We start from the raw sequence: 20,217 nt of genomic DNA, 5'->3' as shown, positions 1-20,217 counted from the left end.
ATGCAGTCTAATTGATGCCTGCAACGATATGGTTTCTCTTAAGGCAATCCGGAATTAACTTTTAGGAACGAATCGATGGACGGTTTTTCCGACCTGAATCTGTTCGCGTTAGTAGCGCGCCACCGCAATCTGGCTGCTGCGGCGCGTGAGCTCGGCGTGACGCCGCCGTCGGTCAGCAAGCGTCTCGCGCATCTCGAACAGCGCCTGGGCGTGCGTCTCGTCAACCGGACCACGCGCCGCCTGAGCCTCACCGCGGAGGGTGAGATCTATCTGGCGAACGGCTCGCGCATCCTCGACGACCTCGCTGAACTTGAGCAACTGGTCACCAGCAGCCGCGCCGAGCCGACTGGGCTATTGCGCGTGAACGCGTCGTTCGGTTTCGGCCGCGCGCACATTGCGCCGGCCATCTCGCGGTTCAGCGAGCGTTTTCCGTCGATGAAGATCCAGTTGCATCTGACAGACCGGCCGGTCAGCTTGCAGGAAGAAGGTTTCGACCTTGGCATTCGTTTCGGCGAGGTGCCGGATGCGCGGATCAACGCACGTTTGCTGCTGAAGAACCAGCGGCTGGTGTGTGCCGCGCCGAGCTATGTGAAACGGCATGGCGCGCCGGCCATGCCCCACGATTTGACGCGCCATGCGTGCCTCGTCTTACGCGAAAACGAATCGGCGTACGGCACGTGGCATTTTGCGCGCGGCAAGAAATCGGAGACAGTGAAAGTGGACGGTCCGTTGAGCAGCAACGACGGCAGCGCCGTGCTGAAGTGGGCGCTCGATGGGCGCGGCATCGCGGTGCGCTCGGAATGGGAGATTGCTCGCCATCTGCAACGCGGCGAGCTGGTGCCCTTGCTCACAGACTGGGCGCTGCCGAACGCGGACATTCACGCAATCTATCTGGAACGACATCGGCTGTCGGCGAAACTCAGGACGTTCGTCGACTTTCTCGGCGACGCGTTGCAAGCGAGCGTTCGATCGGATTAGCGTGCATACCGCGGGCCTGATACTGCATGGCCTTTAAGCCGACCGGGTGAATACCCACGCACGCGGAGTCATCCTGTGCGTTTGTTTCGTTGGGCACGATTTGAGCGCCAGCGAATCAGGAAGCCGACCAGTGCGGCGAAAACCGCCGTGGCCGCGTAACCGGCGAGGCGGATGGCCTCCTCGCTTGAGAGACGCGAGACCAGCACAATGACAATGGCGATTGCAAGCAGAGCTAGAAATGCGATTGTCCATTTCATCTCCGTCTCCCCTGAAGTTTGATGTGATGCCAGGCGCACGGCTATCTCGCCGTTTTATTAAGCATACCCGTGAGTGAAGCACCTGTGCGGGTGCTGTTCATTCCTGCGCGGCGAAGCATGGAGGCCATCCTTGATTTGTTCGCCTGCCACGCGCAGATCGTCAGCGTGCCGAAGAAAAAGCGCTTCATTGCCGCTCAGGCAACAACCCCTCTTCCACTTCCGTGCGCCTGCTCCAGGATGAACTCGATAAAACTCGCCGCTGCCCGCGTGTGATGGCGATTCGGCATATAGAGCATGTACATATTCGTACCGAAGATGCTTAAACGCCATTCATCGAGCGCCGTCACCACATCCCCGCGACGCAGGTCGTCCTGCACTACGTAGTCCGGCACCAGACCCACACCCAGGCCGGCCAGCACCGCCTGGCGCAAGAACAGGAAGTTCTCGGAAATAATCGTCGGCTCCAGCAGCACCTCATGGCGCTCGTCGCGCAGATACGCCGCCACGCGCAACTGCCTGCCGACCACCGCCGCCGTAATCAACGGTGTCGTGCGCAGATCATCTAGCCGCACCGGCATGCCACGGCTTTCGGCAAAATCCGGCGAGGCACACGCAACATATCGCACCGGCCCCATGTCGCGCGCGACGAGATTCTGCGGTGGCTCCGACATGACCCGGACCGCGATGTCGACCTCGTCGCGCATCAGATCCTCGACGCGATTCTCGAACATCACATCCAGCACGATGCCCGGATACAGACGCTTGAACGCGATCAGCCAATCCGACATCACCAGTTGCCCATAACCGCTTGGCACACTCAATCTCACCCGCCCCTGCAAGCTCTGCCCGAGGGTGGTAACCGACTCGCGCGCGGCCAGCAGCGCATTCTGGATCGTGCGGCCATGCTCGTATAACTGCAGACCGATTTCAGTCGCCTCGACCCGCCGCGTGGTGCGCCTGACCAGTTGCAGCCCGATCGAGCGCTCCAGCTGGTTCAGGTGGTAGCTCACATTCGCGCGGCTCATTTTCAGCCGGCGCGCGGCTTCGCTCAGGTTGCCCGCGTCGAGGATATCAACCAGCAAAGTCAGCGAATTGACGTCCATGATGCAGCCTTTGTCAAAATAATTTTGACAGTCTGTCAACCCTCTATGTAATTGTCAATAAACCTTGACCAACCGACAATCGGAAAATTCGCCAGACCCGGCATGCCCGATCTGGTCCGGTGACAATCAGGAGACGACACGATGAGCCTCAACCCTTCCGCCGACGTTGTGACGCGCGAATTGCGCGGCAAAGTCCTGCTGGTCACAATCGACCATGCGCCGGTCAACGCCCTCTCCGCAGACGTGCGGCGCGGCCTGCTCGCCGCCATTGAAGCGGCGGACGCCGACAAGGCGGTCGAGGCCGTGCTGATCGTCGGCGCCGGGCGCAACTTCATCGCGGGCGCGGACATTCGCGAGTTCGGCAAACCGCCGGTGCCGCCTTCGCTGCCCGATGTCTGCAACCGCATCGAAACCTGTACGAAACCGGTGGTGGCCGCCATTCACGGCGCCGCGCTCGGCGGCGGCCTGGAAGTGGCACTCGCGGCACACTACCGGCTCGCCGTGGAGGGCGCGAAGCTCGGTTTGCCCGAAGTGCAACTCGGCCTGCTACCGGGCGCAGGCGGCACGCAGCGCACACCGCGTTTGATCGGCGCACAAGCCGCCCTCGACCTGATCCTGAGCGGCCGCCACGCCGGCGCGAAAGAAGCGCTGGCACTCGGCCTCATCGACCGGCTGGGCAGCAGCGACGACATCCTCGCTGAAGGACTCACCTACGTGCACGAATTGCTGGCCGCTCACGCTCCAGTGCGGCGCACACGCGATGCCGCTGCGCTTGGCGACCGCGCCGCGTGCCTCGCCGCCGTCGCCACGGCACGCGCGGAAACGGCTAAGAAATCGCGCGGTCTCTTCTCCCCGCTCAAAATCGTCGATGCCGTCGAGGCCGCCGTAGAACAAGCTTTCGAAGACGGCCTACAACTCGAACGCAAACTGTTCCTGCAATGCATCGATAGCCCACAGCGTGCCGGCTTGATTCACGCGTTCTTTGCCGAGCGCGAAGTGCTCAAAGCGCCGGAAACGCGCGATGCAAAACCCCGCGCGCTGAATACGATCGGCGTGGTGGGTGGCGGCACGATGGGCGCGGGCATTGCCGTCGCGGTGCTCGATGCAGGCTTGCCGGTGACGATGATCGAACGCGACGACGCATCGCTCGCGCGCGGCCGCGCACACATCGAAAAGGTCTACGACGGTCTGATCGCCAAAGGCCGCATGAGTGCGGAGAAGAAGGCCGACGTGATGACGCGCTGGCACGGCAGCACCTCGTACGACGCACTCGCCGAAGCCGACCTGGTGATCGAAGCCGTATTCGAGGACCTCTTGGTGAAACAGGCCGTGTTCGCCGAACTCGATCGCGTGTGCAAAGCCGGTGCGGTGCTTGCCACCAACACGTCGTATCTCGACATCGACGCGATTGCGGCCAGCATCTCGCGCCCCGCTGATGTGATCGGGCTGCACTTCTTCTCCCCCGCCAATATCATGAAGCTGCTGGAAGTGGTGGTGCCGAAGCAGGTCAGTGCCGACGTAGTCGCCACTGCGTTCGAACTCGCGAAGAAGCTGCGTAAGACGCCGGTGCGTGCCGGCGTGTGCGACGGTTTCATCGGTAATCGCGTGCTGGCGGTATATCGCAGCGCGGCGGACGCGATGATGGAAGACGGCGCATCGCCCTATCAGATCGATGCGGCCGTGCGTGCATTCGGCTTCCCGATGGGCCCATTCCAGGTGGTCGATCTGGCGGGCGGCGATATCGGTTGGGCCACCCGCAAACGGCGTGCGGCCACGCGGAACCCTGAAGCGCGCTATGTGCAGATCGCGGACCGTCTTTGCGAACGCGGCTGGTTCGGCCAGAAGACCGGCCGTGGCTTTTATCTGTATCCCGAAGGTTCGCGCAGCGGCACGCCCGACCCTGAGGTCGACGCAATCATCGAAGCCGAGCGTGAACGTGCCGGCGTCACGCCGCGCACTTTCGCCGATGAGGAGATCATGCGCCGCTACATGGCCGCCATGATCAACGAAGGCGCCAATGTCGTGCACGAAGGCATCGCGCTGCGGCCGCTCGACGTCGACGTGACCTTCCTCTACGGCTACGGCTTTCCACGTTATCGCGGCGGGCCGATGAAATACGCCGATACGGTGGGCCTCGCCACAGTTCTCGAGGACATCCGCGAGTTCGCCAAAGAAGACCCCCTGTTCTGGCAAGCGTCGCCGCTGCTGGTGGAACTGGTTGAGCGCGGCACCAATTTCACGAGCCTCAATCAGACAGCTTGAGACGGCACATCATTTGGCGCATGCTCGGTCGGCGGGCGCCTGCTCGCCGCCGATCCACCGCTTCGCCGGTCCGATAAATATCCACGGAAGAACCCGTTATGGATCTGAATTTCACACCTGAAGAAGAAGCCTTTCGCGCTGACGTACAGCGTTTTTTGCGCGACAAGCTCCCGCAGCGTCTCGCCGGCAAGGTACACGGCGGACGCCGCCTCACCCGCGACGACATGGCCGAATGGCACGCGATTCTCAACGCGCAAGGCTGGCTCGCCAATCATTGGCCGAAAGAGTACGGCGGCCCCGGCTGGAATGCCGTGCAGAAATTCATCTTCGAGAACGAATGCGCCTTGGCGGAGCACCGCGTGTGGTGCCGTTTGGTGTCAACATGCTTGGCCCGGTGCTGATCAAATACGGCAACGAGGCACAAAAGCGCCACTGGTTGCCGCGCATTCTCGACGGCTCGGACTGGTGGTGCCAAGGCTACTCGGAACCGGGCGCGGGTTCTGATCTCGCCGCGGTCAAAACCACCGCGCTACGCAGCAGCGATGCACAAGGCGAACACTACATCGTCAACGGCCAGAAAACGTGGACCACGCTCGGCCACTACGCGAACATGATCTTCTGCCTCGTGCGCACCGCCACCGACGTGCGCAAGCAGGAAGGCATCAGCTTCCTGCTGATCGACATGAACACGCCGGGTGTCGAAGTGCGTCCGATCATCACGCTCGATGGCGAGCACGAAGTCAACGAAGTATTTTTGACGAACGTGCGCGTGCCCGTCGAGAACCTCGTGGGCGAAGAGAACAAGGGCTGGACGTACGCCAAATACCTGCTCACGTATGAACGCACCAATATCGCGGGCGTCGGCTTTTCAGTGGCCGCATTCAACCGGCTGCGCAAGATCGCCGCGAAGCAGCAGCGCAACGGCAGGCCGCTCGCGGAAGATCCATCGTTTGCGGCACGCATGGCACGCGTCGAGATCGATCTGGAGAACATGAAGACCACCAACCTGCGCGTGATCGCGGCGGTGGCCGGCGGCGGCGTGCCGGGCGCGGAGAGTTCGATGCTGAAGATTCGCGGCACCGAGATCCGTCAGGAAATCTCTTCGCTCACGCGTCGCGCCATGGGACCCTACGCGCAGCCATTCGTAGAGGAAGCCTTGCACGACGGTTTCGATGGCACACCAGTCGGCCCCGACGAAGCCGCGAGCGCTGCCTCGCTCTACTTCAACAACCGCAAGCTGTCGATCTTCGGCGGCTCCAACGAAATCCAGAAGAACATCATTTCCAAAATGATCCTGGGACTGTAAGGGGCACACGCCATGAATTTTCAGCATACCGAAGACCGCCGCATGATGGCGGATACGCTCAACCGTTTTGTCACTGAGCAATACGGCTTCGAGACGCGCGACCGGATTGCACGCTCGCCGGAAGGCTTCAGTGCCGACCTGTGGAATCGCTTCGCGGAACTTGGCGTTATTGGCGCATTGTTCGATGAAACGGATGGCGGCTTTGGCGGGGGCGGTTTCGATATCGCCGTCGTATTCGAGAGCCTGGGCCGTGGCCTCGTGGTCGAGCCGTTTCTCGATACGCTGATCGTCGGCCAGGCCATTGCACGTGACGGCAGCGAGGCGCAGAAAGTCATGCTGGCCGAACTGATCGACGGCTCACGTCGGGTTGCCCTCGCGCACGGCGAGCCGGACGGTCACTACGAACTCTCGCGCGTGACGACGCGTGCGGAACGCAACGGCAATGCGTGGAACCTGAACGGCGCGAAGGCAGTGGTTCAGCAGGGCGAAAACGCCTCCCTCTTCCTGGTCTCCGCACGCACCGCCGGCACCGACGATGCCGAAGCCGGTATCACGCTCTTTCTCATCCCTCGCGACGCAGCGGGTGTCAGCGTGCGCGGCTATCGCAAGATCGATGGCGGCCGCGCGGCCGAGGTCACGTTCGACAACGTCACGCTCGCCGATGATGCGCTACTCGGCACGGCTGAAGAAGGTTTTTCAACGCTCGAATATGCGATCAGTTGCGGCGTGCTTGCCTTGTGTTCCGAAGCAGTCGGCGCAATGGATGTCGCAAAGGACCACACGCTTGAGTACTTGCGCACGCGCAAACAGTTCGGCGTGCCTATCGGCAGTTTCCAGGCCTTGCAACATCGGATGGCGGATCTCCTGCTCGAAATCGAGCAGGCGCGGTCGGCGGTAATCAATGCCGCTGCGGCACTCGGGGCTGAACGCACGGTGCGGGAACGGGCGGTTTCGGCGGCTAAATACAGTATTGGCAGGATTGGAGCGATGGTCTCCGAGGAATGTATTCAGTTGCATGGCGGTATCGGCATGACATGGGAATTGCCGCTGGCACACTATGCGAAGCGCCTTGTGATGATCGATCATCAGTTGGGGGATGAAGACCACCATCTCGAGCGGTATATCGCGCTCGGCAGAGGTTGAGACCAGGTTTCCAGGCAATCTGTTAGATACTGGCAGGCATCCAGCCCACGCGACGCCCTTCCTGACTCATTTAGCATAAGCATCACAACCGCAGGAAACCAGCAGAACCCGAAGTCTCAAACCCTATCGGAGGAAACGTGGATTTCCTGAAAACGCTTCTTGAGCAGCAGCCCTTAATGACGCTGTTCCTCACCATCGCGGTAGGTTATTTCGTTGGTGAAATCAACATCAAAGGGTTCTCATTGGGCGTCGGTGCAGTGCTGTTCGTCGCACTCGCTGCCGGATGGTTCGCGCCGAAGTCAGTACCCGCACCGATGGTCGGCACACTTGGCCTCTCGCTCTTTCTTTACACAGTCGGCGTGCAATACGGCAAGCAGTTTTTCCTCGGCTTGACCAGCGCCGCTGGCCGCCGCGCGAACATCCTCGCGCTAATCGGCGTGCTATGCGCGGGTGCAGCGAGTGTCGCGATTCAAAAAATCATGCAGCTGAATCCGGGCTATGCACTCGGCCTCTTTTCAGGTTCGGGCACCAGCACGGCTGCTTTGCAGGCGGCCATTGCCACGCTCGGCAATGACGACGCAGCGGTTGGATATTCGGTCTCCTATCCATTTGGCGTGGCGGGTCCGATTCTGCTGCTCTACCTGGCGTTCATGGTCCTCGCGCCGAAGATCAAAACGGCGTCCGGCGCCAGCCTCGAAATCCTCGAAATCGCGCTGCGCAACCCGGCTTTCTGTGACAAGACCCTCGCGGAAATACTCACCGCCCTGCCCAGCAACGTGCAGATCGTCGCTGTGCGGAGTGCACATCACAACGCACCCGCCACACCCGAACTCGTGCTGGCAGAAAACGATGTGGTGCTCGCCGTCAGTCCGAATCAGGATGCGCTCGCCGAGGCCCGTAAGAGCCTCGGCGAAGCAGCGCCTGGGCGCGTGTTGCGCGACCGTGGCGATCTGGACTATCTGCGCGTGTTTGCCTCGCGTGCGAATGTGGTCGGTCGCCCGCTTGGTGAACTGGATCTGCCGGATGGATCAATCGTGGCGCACGTGCGGCGCGGCGACGCGGATGTCATGCCAAGCCCCGATCTCGTACTCGAATACGGCGATCGTGTCGGACTGCTGACGCAGCGCGCAGCGTTTCCCGCGTTGCGGAGTTTCTTCGGCGATTCGATCAAGGGCACAGCCGAGTTCAGCTACATTTCGGTCGGCCTGGGAATGGCGCTGGGGTTTCTGGTCGGCGCGATCCAGATTCCACTGCCGGGTTTGGGCAAGCTTGCGCTTGGCTTATGCGGTGTTTTGATCGTGGCGCTGGTGCTTGGCAAGCTGCGCCGCACAGGCGGCATCAACTGGACGATGCCGTTGCCCGCCAACCTCGTGTTGCGCAATTTGGGGCTGACGATATTTCTTGCTCAGGTGGGTATGGCGTCGGGGCCGAAATTCGCCGCGACGGTTTCACAGACCGGATTGCTGATGCTCGGCCTTGGGGCAATCGTGTTGCTCGCGCTGGCCGTGCCGATATTGATTCTGGGCCTGCTGGTGTTCCGGCTGCCGTACGACGAAGTGGCGGGTATCGTTGCCGGCGCATGCGGCAATCCAGCGATTCTTGCATTTGCCAACAAGCTCACGCCGACCGACAAGCCGGACATCGGTTACGCCATGATCTTTCCGGCTATGACGATCGTGAAGATATTGTTTGTGGATATCGTGCCGGGGTTGTGGTGAGGGAGTCAGTGTGTGCCTGTGAGCGTACGCAAGCGATCGCCTAAGCCGAAAATAGAAAAAGGCCTTATGGACATGCATCCATAAGGCCTTGATTTCTTTGGTCGGGGCGAGAGGATTTGAACCTCCGACCACACGCCCCCCAGGCGTGTGCGCTACCAGGCTGCGCTACGCCCCGAACAGCTAATGATTATAACAGACACTCCAAGCGATTAAAACCGCCCCGCGCTAACAAAGCAAACTAGTGGCCCAATACATCGATCACATGCAGCAATTCCTTGCGCAACTGCTCGACGTCCACCGTGGCGGCTGCCGGCGCCGCTGCGCCCTCGCCTTCCTCGACCAGATCAGCCGGTGTGCCGTGCGCGCCACCGCCATGTGAATCAAGCCGGTTGCGCGCACCGTTGATCGTGAAGCCCTGCTCATACAGCAGCTCACGAATCCGCCGGATCAACAGCACCTCGTGATGCTGGTAGTACCGACGATTGCCACGCCGCTTGACCGGCCTCAACTGCGTGAACTCCTGTTCCCAATAGCGCAGCACATGCGGTTTCACACCGCATAGTTCGCTGACCTCACCAATTGTGAAGTAGCGCTTCGCCGGAATCGGAGGCAAGACGACTTTTTCGATCGTCGCTGTCATCGTCAGTTAGCCGTCGTGGTGGGTTGCGCAGGAACGCGCCAATCGATCAGCGCGCGAAGCTCGCTTCAGCGCCGTTTTCGACCAGCGCTTTCAGCTTTTGACTTGCATGAAACGTCACAACGCGGCGCGCGGCGATTGGAATCGCCTCACCGGTCTTCGGGTTTCTGCCGGGACGCTGGGGTTTGTCGCGCAACTGAAAGTTGCCGAACCCCGACAGCTTCACGCTGTCGCCACTCTCCAGCGCATCGCGGATCACCTCGAAGAACGCTTCGACCATGTCTTTCGCTTCCCGCTTGTTGAGCCCGACATTGTCGAACAGCAACTCGGCAAGTTCAGCCTTGGTAAGCGTCGGCGTTTCCGGGGAAACGGCCGCGGGTGATGTCGGAATATCGCGAATCATGGCGCTGCGTTGCGCCGTAAGAAGGGCTTCGAAATCACTCGAGTTCATTTCATTCATATCTATCAAATGGCGCGCCAAGCAGAAACGGAGGTTGCGAAAAAATGCCGTGCAAATGTTAAATGCGGGTTATCCACGCAACCGTGCGCCATATACTCGAGCCAGACGTTCCACCAGAGTTTGAATGGCCAGATCGACCGTTTCATCCTGAAGGGTCCCGCCAGTATCTTGCAAGGTCACACGGAACGCAAGGCTTTTCTCATGAGCAGCCAGACCACCGGAAGTGTTTGATTTTGGACGGAATTCGTCGAAAAGCGCAACCTTCTGGACAGTCTTGCAGGCCTCTTCGGACTGCGCCTTATGGAGCTCGTCCAGCAGCGCCTGCACCTCGATTTTCTGATCGACGACCACCGCAATATCGCGACGCACCGGCGGGAATTTAGACACTTCCGCCGGAGTCGGCAATACGCGCTGCATTAATGCTTCCGCTTCGATTTCAAACAGAATCGGCGCATGCGGCAAATCATATTTCTGCATCCAGCGCGGATGCAATTCGCCAATCCAGCCCACTGCGCGGCCATTCAGTTCAATACGCGCGCTGCGGCCCGGATGCAATGCCGGATGCTCCGCTTTCACGAAACGTGCCACGGCCGGCGCGAGCACGGCTTCCAGATCGCCCTTCACGTCGAAATAATCGACCGTGCGCGTTTGCGCGCCCCACTGCTCTTCGAGCGAGGGACCGTAGGCGAGACCACCGATCATCTTCGGCTGCGCGAAGCCTTCTACCGTCAGCTCGCCTGCCTTGATCGACGGATCGTGCAGGAACACGCGGCCGGCTTCGAACACGCGCACGCGATCGGCCGCGCGGCGGTTCAGATTCGTGCGCAGCACGTTGATCAGGCTGCCGAACAGCGTGGTGCGCATGACCGACAACTGGCTTGCAATCGGATTCAACAGACGTACGGGATTGTCGTTGCCGGCAAAGTCCGACTCCCACTCGGCGTCCACGAAACTGAAGTTGACCGTTTCCGCGTAGTCGCGCGCGGCAAGTGCGTGACGGATCACGTGAATCGAGCGCTGCGTTTCGTTGGTCGGCAGCATTTCACTGGTCGCGACCGGCGGACGTGCGGGGATCTTTTCGAAGCCGTAAATTCGTGCGACTTCTTCGATCAGGTCTTCTTCGATTTCGATATCGAAGCGGTACGACGGCGGGTTCACCGAGAACGTATCGCCCTCGCGTTCGAAGGTGAGGCCGAGGCGCGTGAAAATCTGCGCGATTTCGTCCGCATCGATCTTGATGCCGATGATGCGGTTCGCACGCGAGACCCGCATCTTCACTGGCTCACGCTTCGGCACGTTGACGGTCTGATCGTCGACGGGGCCGGCTTCGCCGCCGCAGATATCGAGGATCAGTTGAGTGATACGTTCGATGTGTTCGACGGTGGTCGCGTAATCGACGCCGCGCTCGAAACGATGGCCTGCATCGGTCGAGAAGTTGTACTTACGCGAGCGCCCGCGAATGCTATCGGGCCACCAGAACGCAGCTTCGAGATAGATGTTGGTGGTGTCGAGCGTGACTGCCGTGCTGTCGCCGCCCATGATGCCGGCGAGACTTTCGATGTGCTGTTCGTCGGCAATCACGCCGACGGTTTCGTCGAGTTCGACCGTGTTGCCGTTCAGCAGCTTGAGCGTTTCGCCCTTACGACCCCAACGCACGTCCATGCCGCCGTGGATCTTATCCAGATCGAACACGTGCGACGGGCGGCCCAGTTCGAGCATCACATAGTTCGAAATGTCGACGAGCGCGGAGATGCTGCGCTGACCCGAGCGTTCGAGACGCTGCACCATCCATTGCGGTGACTTCGCGCGCGCATTCACGCCGCGAATCACGCGGCCCGAAAAACGGCCACACAGATCGGGCGCCGAGATTTTGACGGGCAACGTTTCGTTGAGCTTGACTTCAACCGGCTTGATCTCGAGCGGGCGCAGCGGCGCACCGGTGATGGCCGAGGTTTCGCGCGCCACGCCGAACACCGACAGGCAGTCCGCCTTGTTCGGCGTCAGCTTGATTTCGAAAACCGTGTCGTCGAGCTTGAGCGTTTCGCGGATGTCCTGGCCGATCGGCGTATCTTCCGGCAGGATCATCAGGCCGCTATGATCTTCCGAGAGCTTCAGTTCGCGTGCCGAGCACAGCATGCCCTGGCTTTCCACGCCGCGCAGCTTCGAGAGCTTGATCGCGAACGGCGTGCCGCCCTCTTCGGCCGGCGGCAGTTGCGCGCCAACCAACGCAACCGGCACCTTGATGCCGGGCGCGACATTCGGCGCACCGCACACGATGTTCAGCGTCACGCCCGTGCCCGCGTCGACCTGACACACGTTGAGCTTATCTGCGTCGGGGTGCTTGACGACTTCCAGCACCTGGCCGACGACGATCTTCGAGGTCGGCGGCGCAGCCGGCCGCAGGTCTTCGACTTCGAGACCCGCCATCGTCAACGCGTGCGACAGCTCATCGGTCGTCAGTTGCGGGTCGACAAAGGTTCTCAGCCAGGATTCCGGGAATTGCATGGTTCTGTGTACGTTCTGATCAGGTTAGGTCCACGTCCGGCAGATGCTTCGATGCCCGTCATTAACGAGCACTGCCGGGGACGCTGCTGCGGCACTGCGTGCAGTGCCGCGCTCTATGCTTGTCGCGTTCGTACGCGCCAGTTCACGCGAATTGACGCAGGAAACGCAGGTCGTTTTCGAAGAACAGACGCAGGTCTTGCACACCGTAACGCAACATGGTGAGCCGCTCGAGCCCGCTGCCAAAAGCAAAACCAATATAGCGCTCGGGGTCGAGGCCCATGTTGCGGATCACCGTGGGGTGAACCTGGCCGGAGCCCGAAATTTCGAGCCACTTGCCGGCGTTCTTGCCCGTTTCGAACAGCATGTCGATTTCAGCCGACGGTTCGGTGAACGGAAAGTACGACGGACGGAAGCGCACCTGAATATCGTCGCGCTCGAAGAATTTCTTGAGGAAGTCGGAGTAGACGCCCTTCAGGTCCGCGAAGCTGATGTTCTCGTCGATCCACAGCCCTTCGACCTGGTTGAACATCGGCGAATGCGTTGCATCGCTGTCCACACGATACGTGCGGCCCGGCACGATCACCTTGATCGGCGGCGTGTTGGTGCGAGCGTAGCGCACCTGCATCGGGCTGGTGTGCGTGCGCAACAGCAGTTGACGGCCGTCGGCATCTTTGCCGTCGACGTAAAAAGTGTCCTGCATTGAACGCGCCGGATGGTTCTCCGGGCTGTTCAGCGAGGTGAAGTTGTACCAGTCGGTTTCGATTTCGGGGCCGTCGGCCACGTCGAATCCGATCGACCGGAAAATCTGTTCGACGCGCTCCCATGTGCGCATGACCGGGTGCAGACTGCCTGCACCGGTGCCACGGCCGGGCAGCGTGACGTCGATGGCTTCAGCGGCGAGGCGCTGGTTCAGCAACGCGTCGGCCAGCGCCTGACGGCGGGCCGTCAACGCGGCTTCCACTTGTTGCTTGACGAGGTTGATCCGAGCGCCTTCGGTCTTGCGCGTTTCGGGATCGAGCTTGCCAAGGCCCTTCAATAGCTCGGTCAGCGCACCCGATTTGCCGAGAAAGCGCGCTTTCTCGTTCTCGAGGGTGGTGACGTCAGAGGCTTCTGCGAAGGCTTTTTGCGCGTCGGCGACAATCTGGTCCAGATCCATTGATCCCATCATTTCAACGTCAGTGTTCTATCGAAGCAAAACTGGCTCTACCAACAAAAACGGGGCTCGGTGAGGAGCCCCGTTTTTGCTGCAGCGTCACCGAGACTACCGGATATTCACTGCAACGAACCACGCAGTTTAATTGCCCAAAGCGCAATCAGGCTGCAACGGCGGCTTTCACCTGCTGAACGATCGCAGCAAAAGCAGCCTTGTCGAACACAGCCATGTCGGCCAGCACCTTGCGGTCGAGTTCGATCGAAGCCTTCTTCAGGCCGTTGATGAACACGCTGTACGTCATGTCGTGCTGACGCACCGCCGCGTTGATACGCGTGATCCACAATGCGCGGAACACACGCTTCTTGTTGCGGCGATCGCGGTAGGCGTATTGGCCTGCGCGCATGACCGCCTGCTTGGCGATGCGATAGACGTTATTGCGACGGCCGCGGTAACCCTTGGCCAGCTTGATGATCTTCTTGTGACGGGCCCGTGCGGTAACCCCACGTTTGACTCTAGGCATAATTAGCTCCTGTGAGTTTTAGTTAAGGGTTAAGCGAACGGCAGCATTGCGCGCACGGAGTTCATATCTGACTCATGAACTGACGTGGAACCGCGCAGATGGCGTTTGTTCTTGGTGGTCTTCTTGGTAAGAATGTGGCGCTTGAAGGCTTGACCGCGCTTGACGGTACCGCCCGGACGCACCACGAAGCGCTTCGCAGCACTCTTCTTGGTCTTCATCTTCGGCATGACAACTCCATTATTAGATGGATATGGGTGTGCGGTCGACCAGATGGCCATTACCCGCCCTTCGAAACCCATTCCACTTGGTATGCAGACCACCAATACCGCCGGCGGCCGCTTTTCAGGACACGGCGCCTATTTGCATAGGCACCGATCCGAAACCTGCCGATACCGCGCCGGACACCCGGCACAGCATCGTTTCAATCGCGAACAACCAGAGCGCGCACCATACGGCGCGCCGCCGCTCCAATCGCTTACTTCTTTTTCTTCGGAGCGATCACCATGATCATCTGGCGACCTTCCATTTTCGGCATCTGCTCGACCTGACCGACTTCGTCAAGGTCCGTGCGCAGGCGCTCAAGCACGCGCATACCGATTTCCTGGTGAGCCATTTCGCGGCCACGGAAACGCAACGTGATTTTCGTCTTGTCGCCGTCGTCGAGGAAGCGGATGAGGTTGCGCAGCTTGACGTTGTAATCGCCGTCATCGGTGCCCGGGCGGAACTTGACTTCCTTGACCTGGACGACCTTCTGCTTGAGCTTGGCCTCGTGCTGCTTCTTCGCTTCCGAGTACTTGAACTTGCCGTAATCCATCAAACGGCAGACCGGCGGCACCGCTTGCGGAGCGATTTCGACCAGATCCACATCTTGCTGTTCCGACATGCGGAACGCATCAGCGAGTTTCACGATGCCGAGCGGTTCGTTCTCGACTCCGACCAGACGCACCTCGGGTGCTGTAATCTCACCGTTGATGCGGTGCGCAGACTTATCAGTAGCGATGTTACGTTTCCTCTAAAAATTAAAAAAACGAGCCGGGCTGCCAAGTGGCTCAGTTGAACGACTGCACGTCCTGGCGCAGACGCTCAATGAAGGTATCGAGAGGCATCACACCCAGATCGACACCACCACGGGCACGCACGGCTACCGTTTGGGCTTCACGCTCTTTGTCGCCGACCACGAGCAGGTACGGCACCTTTTCTAGCGTGTGCTCCCGTATTTTATAGCTAATCTTCTCGTTGCGCAAATCGGCCTCTACTCTAACCCCTTGTTTTTGCAACGATTGGGCTAGCGACTGTGCATATTCGGTCTGATTTTCCGCGATATTCATCACCACAACCTGCATGGGCGCGAGCCACGACGGCATTGCACCAGCATGGTGCTCGATCAGAATACCGAGAAAGCGCTCCATTGATCCGACGATTGCCCGGTGCAGCATGATCGGGCGGCGACGGCCGTTGTCTTCGGCGACGTATTCGGCGCCCAGGCGCTCCGGCAACACCATATCGAGCTGCAAGGTGCCGCACTGCCACGAGCGGCCGAGGGCGTCCTTGATGTGATATTCGACTTTCGGGCCATAGAATGCGCCCTCGCCCGGCAATTCTTCCCACGTCACGCCGCAGGCCGTCAGCGCGTCGCGCAGGCCCTGCTCGGCACGATCCCACGTCTCATCGGTGCCGGCACGTGAATCCGGGCGCAGCGACAGCTTGATCTCGACGTTGTCGAAGCCAAAATCCTTGTAGACACTCATCGCCAACGTGTTGAACGCGATCGATTCGCTGATGAACTGGTCTTCGGTACAGAAAATGTGCGCATCGTCCTGCACGAAGCCACGCACGCGCATCAGTCCATGCAGCGCGCCCGACGATTCATTACGGTGGCACGAACCGAACTCCGCGTAACGCAGCGGCAGATCGCGATACGAGCGCAGACCGTGGTTGAATACCTGCACATGACCCGGGCAGTTCATCGGCTTGATCGCGTAGTCGCGCTTTTCCGATTCGGTCGTGAACATGTTTTCACGATAGTTCTGCCAGTGGCCCGACGCTTCCCAGAGCGAGCGGTCCATGATCATCGGGGTCTTGATCTCGAGGTAGCCGGCGTCATTCACGCGGCGGCGCATGTACTGCTCGACCTGCTGCCACAGTGTCCAGCCACGCGGATGCCAGAACACCATGCCCGGCGACTCGTCTTGCATGTGGAACAGATCGAGTTGCTTGCCGAGCTTGCGGTGATCGCGCTTCTCTGCTTCTTCGAGCATGTGCAGATACGCTTCCTGGTCTTCCTTCTTCGTCCAGGCCGTACCGTAGATGCGCTGCAACTGCTCGTTCTTCGAATCACCGCGCCAATAGGCGCCTGCAAGCTTCATCAGCTTGAAGACCTTCAGCTTGCCGGTAGACGGCACGTGCGGACCGCGGCACAGATCGGTGAAGCTGCCGTGCGAGTACAGCTTGATTTCGTCGGTAACAGGGATCGACTCGATAATCTCGGCCTTGTACTTTTCGCCGATGCTCTTGAAGTAGTCCACTGCTTCGTCGCGCGACACCACGCGGCGCGAAACCGGCTCGTCTTTCTTCGCGAGTTCCTGCATGCGCTTTTCGATCTTCTCGAGATCTTCAGGCGTGAAAGGACGGCTGTACGCGAAGTCGTAGTAGAAGCCGTTGTCGATAACCGGACCGATCGTGACTTGCGCTTCCGGAAACAGATCCTTCACCGCGTACGCGAGCAGGTGCGCCGTGGAGTGGCGAATGATGTCGAGACCGTCGGCGTCTTTTTCGGTAACGATGGCAAGCGCCACGTCGTGATCGATCAGCGTGGACGTATCGACCAGTTCACCGTCGATCTTGCCGCCGAGCGCGGCCTTCGCGAGGCCGGGGCCGATCGAGGCGGCCACTTCGGCGACGGTCACCGGATGCTCGTACTGTCGAACAGAACCGTCAGGCAGACGTATCGAAACCATTGCGTTCTCCGTGGTGCCGACCGGCGGCGGCACATACAACCATCAAATAAGCCAAAAAAAATGCGGCCCCGCTTTCGAGGGGCCGCATTCACATTTCCTGCAAACTACATTGGCGAAAGTGGTCCTCGACTAGCGTCGCTCCGAAGTAATTTCGGTCAACGTTCGCGGTGTCATACCCTACTCGCCTTTTTGCGCCGAGGCGCTTACTGCAGTTTGCGAAACCCCGGCAAAACCGGAATTTCTCTTTCGTTGGTAGGCTCGATTGGACTCGAACCAACGACCCCCACCATGTCAAGGTGGTGCCTAACCAGCTGAGCTACGAGCCTGAAGAAACGAGATTATATGGAGCGCCACACCGCTTGGCAAGTACTTTTATGCACCGACTTTAAATTTCCACTCAAGCGCTCGAGCGCGTCTAGCCGCACCTAATCGATACCTGCTGGCACCCCGCGATCTCGCCCGAGCTTCAATTCTTGCGTGAAGCGCGCATCACGCCCGTTACTTCACCGAGTAACGCACACGCGCGCTGAATTTGCGCCGCGCTCGACACCTCGACCGTGAATTGCATGAAGGCGGCGTTACGGCGCGACTGCGTTTTCACGCCGATCACATTCATCTTCTCGCGCGCGAAAACTTCGGAAATATCCCGCAGCAGACCTTGCCGATCCGTTGCCTCAATGCTGAGGTCGACAGGATAGACCGATTGCCCGCGGCCGCTCATGACATCTGCCGACCATGCGGTTTGCAACACACGCTCCGGCGCGCGATCGGCCATGCGCAGGAAGGTCGGGCAATCGCTGCGGTGAATCGACATGCCCTTGCCGCGCGTGACAAACCCGCTGATGTCGTCAGGCGGTGCGGGCCGGCAGCAGCGCGCGAGTTGCGTGAGCAAGGCGTCGACGCCAACCACCAGCACACCTGTGGAAGCCCCGCGTGCGACGCTCGCGCCACTACTTCGCTTCTCGAAGTGTTCCGGCGCTTCGACGACGGGCTCAGGCGGCGGCGCATCATGCAGCGCCTGCTCAACGAGCCGAAGACTGAACTCTTCTTTTCCGACCACCGAGAACAGGTCGTCAGTGGCCTTGAAGCCAAGCTTGGCGGCGAGCTGATCGAGATTGACCGACGTCTTGCCTTCGCGCTGCAGGGTCTTTTCGACCATCGCACGGCCGCTCGCGATGTGCTCCTGCACTTCGACCGCGTTGAACCACGCGCGCACTTTCTGCCGTGCCCGATGGCTCTGCAGATATCCGAGTTGCGGGTTGAGCCAGTCACGCGACGGACCACCCTCTTTCACCGCGACGATCTCGACAGTCTGACCGTTCTGCAGCTGTGTGTTGAGCGGCACCATCGCACCGTCGACACGCGCGCCGCGGCAGCGGTGCCCCAGTTCGCTATGCAGGTGATACGCGAAGTCCACCGGAGTCGCGCCGTGCGGCAACGGAATCACGCGCGCTTGCGGCGTGAGCACGTAGATGTGGTCGTCGTCGAGCGTAGCCTGCCGCAGTTGCTCCCACGGCTGCGCCGCGCGCTTCTCGCCATGCTCGCCTTCCGAGACTTCGTCTTTCCACGCGAGCAGCTGACGCAACCACGCGATCTTCTCGTCGTACTTCTCATTGGCGCTGAACTGGCCACCGTAACCACGCGCGCCCGCTTCCTTATAACGCCAGTGCGCCGCCACGCCATACTCGGCGAACTGATGCATCTCCTGCGTTCGGATCTGCACTTCGAACGCCCGGCCGTCGTCGCCGATCACAACTGTGTGCAGCGATTTGTAGCCGTTCGGCTTCGGCCGCGAGATGTAGTCGTCGAACTCTTTCGGCACCGGCTGCCACAGGTTGTGCACGATGCCGAGCACGGTGTAGCAATCCTTGATGTCCGGCACGATCACGCGAAACGCGCGCACGTCGTACAGTTCGGCGAAATCCAGCTCCTTGCCGCGCATCTTGCGCCAGATGCTATAGATATGTTTGGGTCGGCCGCTAACTTCGGCCTGCACATTCGCCGCAGCCAACTCGCGCTGCAGCCGCTCGATCGCCTGCGCGACATAACTCTCGCGCTCCACGCGCTTCTCGTCGAGCAGCTTGGCGATGCGCTTGTAAGTGACCGGCTCTTCGAAACGCAACGCGAGATCTTCGAGCTCCCATTTCAGTTGCCAGATGCCCAGACGGTTGGCGAGCGGCGCGTAAATATCGAGCGTCTCGCGCGCGACATCAGGCGACGGCGTGATTTTCGCCGCCGCGTAATAACGCAGCGATTGCAAGCGCGACGCTAGCCGTATCAGCACCACGCGAATATCTTGCGCGAACGCGAGCAGCATCTTGCGCAACGCCTCGACCTGCGCGCGGCGCGCGGCCTGCGCATCTCGCCCCGCTTCAGGCATGGCATTCTGCGCGGCACGCAAACTCACTGTGCCCAGGCGCAGCAACTTGCGCACGTCACCGACCAGTTGCGCGACTTCTTCACCGAAGTTATCGGCGATCACGCGCTCCGGGTCTTGCAGATGCGGCGTCAGCGCAAACAGGGCCGCCGCCAGCACAGCCGGCGGATCGACGTTCAGCGTGCGCATGATCGACGCCGTACCCGCCGCGTGATCCGCCAGCAACTCACCCGAGGAGAGCCGCACCTCGCCCGCCTGTTCGCGCACGAACGCCATCGCTTCGTCGAAGGAAGGGATGGGGGTCGGAGTGCCTCGTAACGATTTCGGTAGTCATGGTGCGACGGCCCACCGGGCCAGACGGATCAACGGAATTTCAACAACAACTGCGAGGCGCGGGCTTAAGCGCGCTGCGCCGCGACCACGACGACTTCGACGAGGCACTTCGGGTTCGCGAGCTTCGCTTCCACGGTGGCGCGCGGCGGCGTGTCGCCTTGTGCGACCCACTCGTCCCACACCGCGTTCATACCGGCGAAGTGCACCATGTCCGAGATGTAGATCTGCACGGACAGCAACTGCGACTTGTCGCTGTTCACTTCGCCCAGCAGACGGTCGATATGGCCCAGCACTTCGCGCGTCTGACCCGTGATGTCCTGATCATCGTCTTCGGCAATCTGGCCCGCGAGGTACACGGTGCCGTTGTGTACGGCGATTTCCGAGAGGCGCTTGCCGACGTGATGACGAATGACTGCCATGAAGAATCCTGAGATTGGTTAAAAGTTGATCGAAGATGCGTTTCGCATTGCGCCCGCTCGCTCAACGCTTAAGGACGCCGCGCGGAACT

The 20,217-nt window shown here is 60.5% G+C and carries 15 protein-coding genes, 2 tRNA genes and 2 pseudogenes; 5 read left to right on the top strand and 14 right to left on the bottom strand.

The genetic code is table 11. The features are described 5' to 3' along the window. The first annotated feature begins 75 nt into the window (after positions 1–75). Positions 76–978 carry a LysR family transcriptional regulator gene (locus ACUN0E_RS26320; RefSeq protein WP_445568414.1) on the top strand — a complete coding sequence of 301 codons (903 nt, stop codon included), beginning with the start codon at positions 76–78 and terminating at the stop codon, positions 976–978. 68 nt (positions 979–1,046) lie between these two features. Here the strand turns inward: ACUN0E_RS26320 and ACUN0E_RS26315 are convergent, their stop codons facing one another. Both ACUN0E_RS26315 and ACUN0E_RS26310 read right to left on the bottom strand, forming a co-directional pair. Continuing rightward, a complete protein-coding gene (locus tag ACUN0E_RS26315; RefSeq protein WP_445568413.1) occupies positions 1,047–1,235 on the bottom strand; it encodes a hypothetical protein in 189 nt (62 codons plus the stop codon). A 194-nt stretch (positions 1,236–1,429) separates the two neighbouring features. Further along, positions 1,430–2,338 (bottom strand): LysR family transcriptional regulator, encoded by a 909-nt coding sequence (locus ACUN0E_RS26310; RefSeq protein ID WP_408228809.1) that lies wholly within the window; start codon positions 2,336–2,338, stop codon positions 1,430–1,432. Positions 2,339–2,479: 141 nt separating this feature from the next. On the opposite strand from ACUN0E_RS26310, the gene ACUN0E_RS26305 reads away from it, so the two are divergent. The 4 genes and pseudogenes from ACUN0E_RS26305 (at position 2,480) to ACUN0E_RS26290 (ending at position 8,767) form a co-directional block, all read left to right on the top strand. Further along, positions 2,480–4,600: a 3-hydroxyacyl-CoA dehydrogenase NAD-binding domain-containing protein gene (locus tag ACUN0E_RS26305; RefSeq protein WP_445568412.1), complete on the top strand. Its 2,121-nt coding sequence runs from the start codon at positions 2,480–2,482 to the stop codon at positions 4,598–4,600. Between the two features lie 98 nt (positions 4,601–4,698). Further along, positions 4,699–5,906, top strand: a pseudogene (locus ACUN0E_RS26300) (acyl-CoA dehydrogenase family protein). A gap of 12 nt (positions 5,907–5,918) precedes the next feature. Then, a complete protein-coding gene (locus ACUN0E_RS26295; RefSeq protein ID WP_445568411.1) occupies positions 5,919–7,049 on the top strand; it encodes an acyl-CoA dehydrogenase family protein in 1,131 nt (376 codons plus the stop codon). Positions 7,050–7,186: 137 nt separating this feature from the next. Further along, positions 7,187–8,767, top strand: coding sequence for an aspartate:alanine exchanger family transporter (locus ACUN0E_RS26290; protein WP_445568410.1), 1,581 nt, complete (start codon positions 7,187–7,189; stop codon positions 8,765–8,767). Between the two features lie 98 nt (positions 8,768–8,865). Here the strand turns inward: ACUN0E_RS26290 and ACUN0E_RS26285 are convergent. The 12 genes and pseudogenes from ACUN0E_RS26285 to ACUN0E_RS26230 form a co-directional block, all read right to left on the bottom strand. Next, a tRNA-Pro gene (locus ACUN0E_RS26285) sits at positions 8,866–8,942 on the bottom strand. A gap of 63 nt (positions 8,943–9,005) precedes the next feature. Then, positions 9,006–9,407: a MerR family transcriptional regulator gene (locus ACUN0E_RS26280; RefSeq protein WP_445568409.1), complete on the bottom strand. Its 402-nt coding sequence runs from the start codon at positions 9,405–9,407 to the stop codon at positions 9,006–9,008. 46 nt (positions 9,408–9,453) lie between these two features. Next, positions 9,454–9,864: an integration host factor subunit alpha gene (locus ACUN0E_RS26275; RefSeq protein WP_325044244.1), complete on the bottom strand. Its 411-nt coding sequence runs from the start codon at positions 9,862–9,864 to the stop codon at positions 9,454–9,456. 69 nt (positions 9,865–9,933) lie between these two features. Further along, positions 9,934–12,369 (bottom strand): phenylalanine--tRNA ligase subunit beta, encoded by a 2,436-nt coding sequence (gene pheT / locus ACUN0E_RS26270; protein WP_445568408.1) that lies wholly within the window; start codon positions 12,367–12,369, stop codon positions 9,934–9,936. A gap of 142 nt (positions 12,370–12,511) precedes the next feature. Next, positions 12,512–13,525: a phenylalanine--tRNA ligase subunit alpha gene (gene pheS, locus ACUN0E_RS26265; RefSeq protein WP_074282769.1), complete on the bottom strand. Its 1,014-nt coding sequence runs from the start codon at positions 13,523–13,525 to the stop codon at positions 12,512–12,514. A gap of 157 nt (positions 13,526–13,682) precedes the next feature. Continuing rightward, a complete protein-coding gene (rplT, locus tag ACUN0E_RS26260; RefSeq protein WP_006052502.1) occupies positions 13,683–14,042 on the bottom strand; it encodes a 50S ribosomal protein L20 in 360 nt (119 codons plus the stop codon). A gap of 29 nt (positions 14,043–14,071) precedes the next feature. After that, positions 14,072–14,269 (bottom strand): 50S ribosomal protein L35, encoded by a 198-nt coding sequence (gene rpmI, locus ACUN0E_RS26255; RefSeq protein ID WP_074282768.1) that lies wholly within the window; start codon positions 14,267–14,269, stop codon positions 14,072–14,074. Between the two features lie 248 nt (positions 14,270–14,517). Then, positions 14,518–15,042, bottom strand: a complete 525-nt coding sequence (gene infC / locus ACUN0E_RS26250) for a translation initiation factor IF-3 (RefSeq protein WP_325044246.1) — start codon at positions 15,040–15,042, stop codon at positions 14,518–14,520. 49 nt (positions 15,043–15,091) lie between these two features. Beyond that, the gene (gene thrS, locus ACUN0E_RS26245) at positions 15,092–16,999 is read right to left on the bottom strand and encodes a threonine--tRNA ligase (protein WP_408228758.1); all 1,908 of its coding nucleotides are present in this window, start codon (positions 16,997–16,999) and stop codon (positions 15,092–15,094) included. 250 nt (positions 17,000–17,249) lie between these two features. Beyond that, a tRNA-Val gene (locus tag ACUN0E_RS26240) sits at positions 17,250–17,325 on the bottom strand. Between the two features lie 140 nt (positions 17,326–17,465). Next, a pseudogene (locus tag ACUN0E_RS26235) lies at positions 17,466–19,710 on the bottom strand (RelA/SpoT family protein). 64 nt (positions 19,711–19,774) lie between these two features. After that, complete coding sequence (locus tag ACUN0E_RS26230) at positions 19,775–20,128, bottom strand: RidA family protein (protein ID WP_325044240.1); 354 nt, start codon at positions 20,126–20,128, stop codon at positions 19,775–19,777. Positions 20,129–20,217: the final 89 nt, after the last annotated feature.

It is taken from the genome of Paraburkholderia sp. D1E (assembly GCF_052682275.1).
The sequence above is the reverse complement of the archived record's forward strand: the minus strand, read 5'-3'. Positions and strand labels throughout refer to the sequence as shown.

Coding starts and splice junctions, on each gene's coding strand:
- ACUN0E_RS26280 (WP_445568409.1), bottom strand. CDS start 9,407: ATGACAGCGACGATCGAAAAAGTCGTCTTGCCTCCGATTCCGGCGAAG.
- ACUN0E_RS26275 (WP_325044244.1), bottom strand. CDS start 9,864: ATGAATGAAATGAACTCGAGTGATTTCGAAGCCCTTCTTACGGCGCAA.
- ACUN0E_RS26315 (WP_445568413.1), bottom strand. CDS start 1,235: ATGAAATGGACAATCGCATTTCTAGCTCTGCTTGCAATCGCCATTGTC.
- ACUN0E_RS26320 (WP_445568414.1), top strand. CDS start 76: ATGGACGGTTTTTCCGACCTGAATCTGTTCGCGTTAGTAGCGCGCCAC.
- ACUN0E_RS26295 (WP_445568411.1), top strand. CDS start 5,919: ATGAATTTTCAGCATACCGAAGACCGCCGCATGATGGCGGATACGCTC.
- pheT (WP_445568408.1), bottom strand. CDS start 12,369: ATGCAATTCCCGGAATCCTGGCTGAGAACCTTTGTCGACCCGCAACTG.
- ACUN0E_RS26310 (WP_408228809.1), bottom strand. CDS start 2,338: ATGGACGTCAATTCGCTGACTTTGCTGGTTGATATCCTCGACGCGGGC.
- pheS (WP_074282769.1), bottom strand. CDS start 13,525: ATGGATCTGGACCAGATTGTCGCCGACGCGCAAAAAGCCTTCGCAGAA.
- ACUN0E_RS26305 (WP_445568412.1), top strand. CDS start 2,480: ATGAGCCTCAACCCTTCCGCCGACGTTGTGACGCGCGAATTGCGCGGC.
- rplT (WP_006052502.1), bottom strand. CDS start 14,042: ATGCCTAGAGTCAAACGTGGGGTTACCGCACGGGCCCGTCACAAGAAG.
- rpmI (WP_074282768.1), bottom strand. CDS start 14,269: ATGCCGAAGATGAAGACCAAGAAGAGTGCTGCGAAGCGCTTCGTGGTG.
- thrS (WP_408228758.1), bottom strand. CDS start 16,999: ATGGTTTCGATACGTCTGCCTGACGGTTCTGTTCGACAGTACGAGCAT.
- ACUN0E_RS26230 (WP_325044240.1), bottom strand. CDS start 20,128: ATGGCAGTCATTCGTCATCACGTCGGCAAGCGCCTCTCGGAAATCGCC.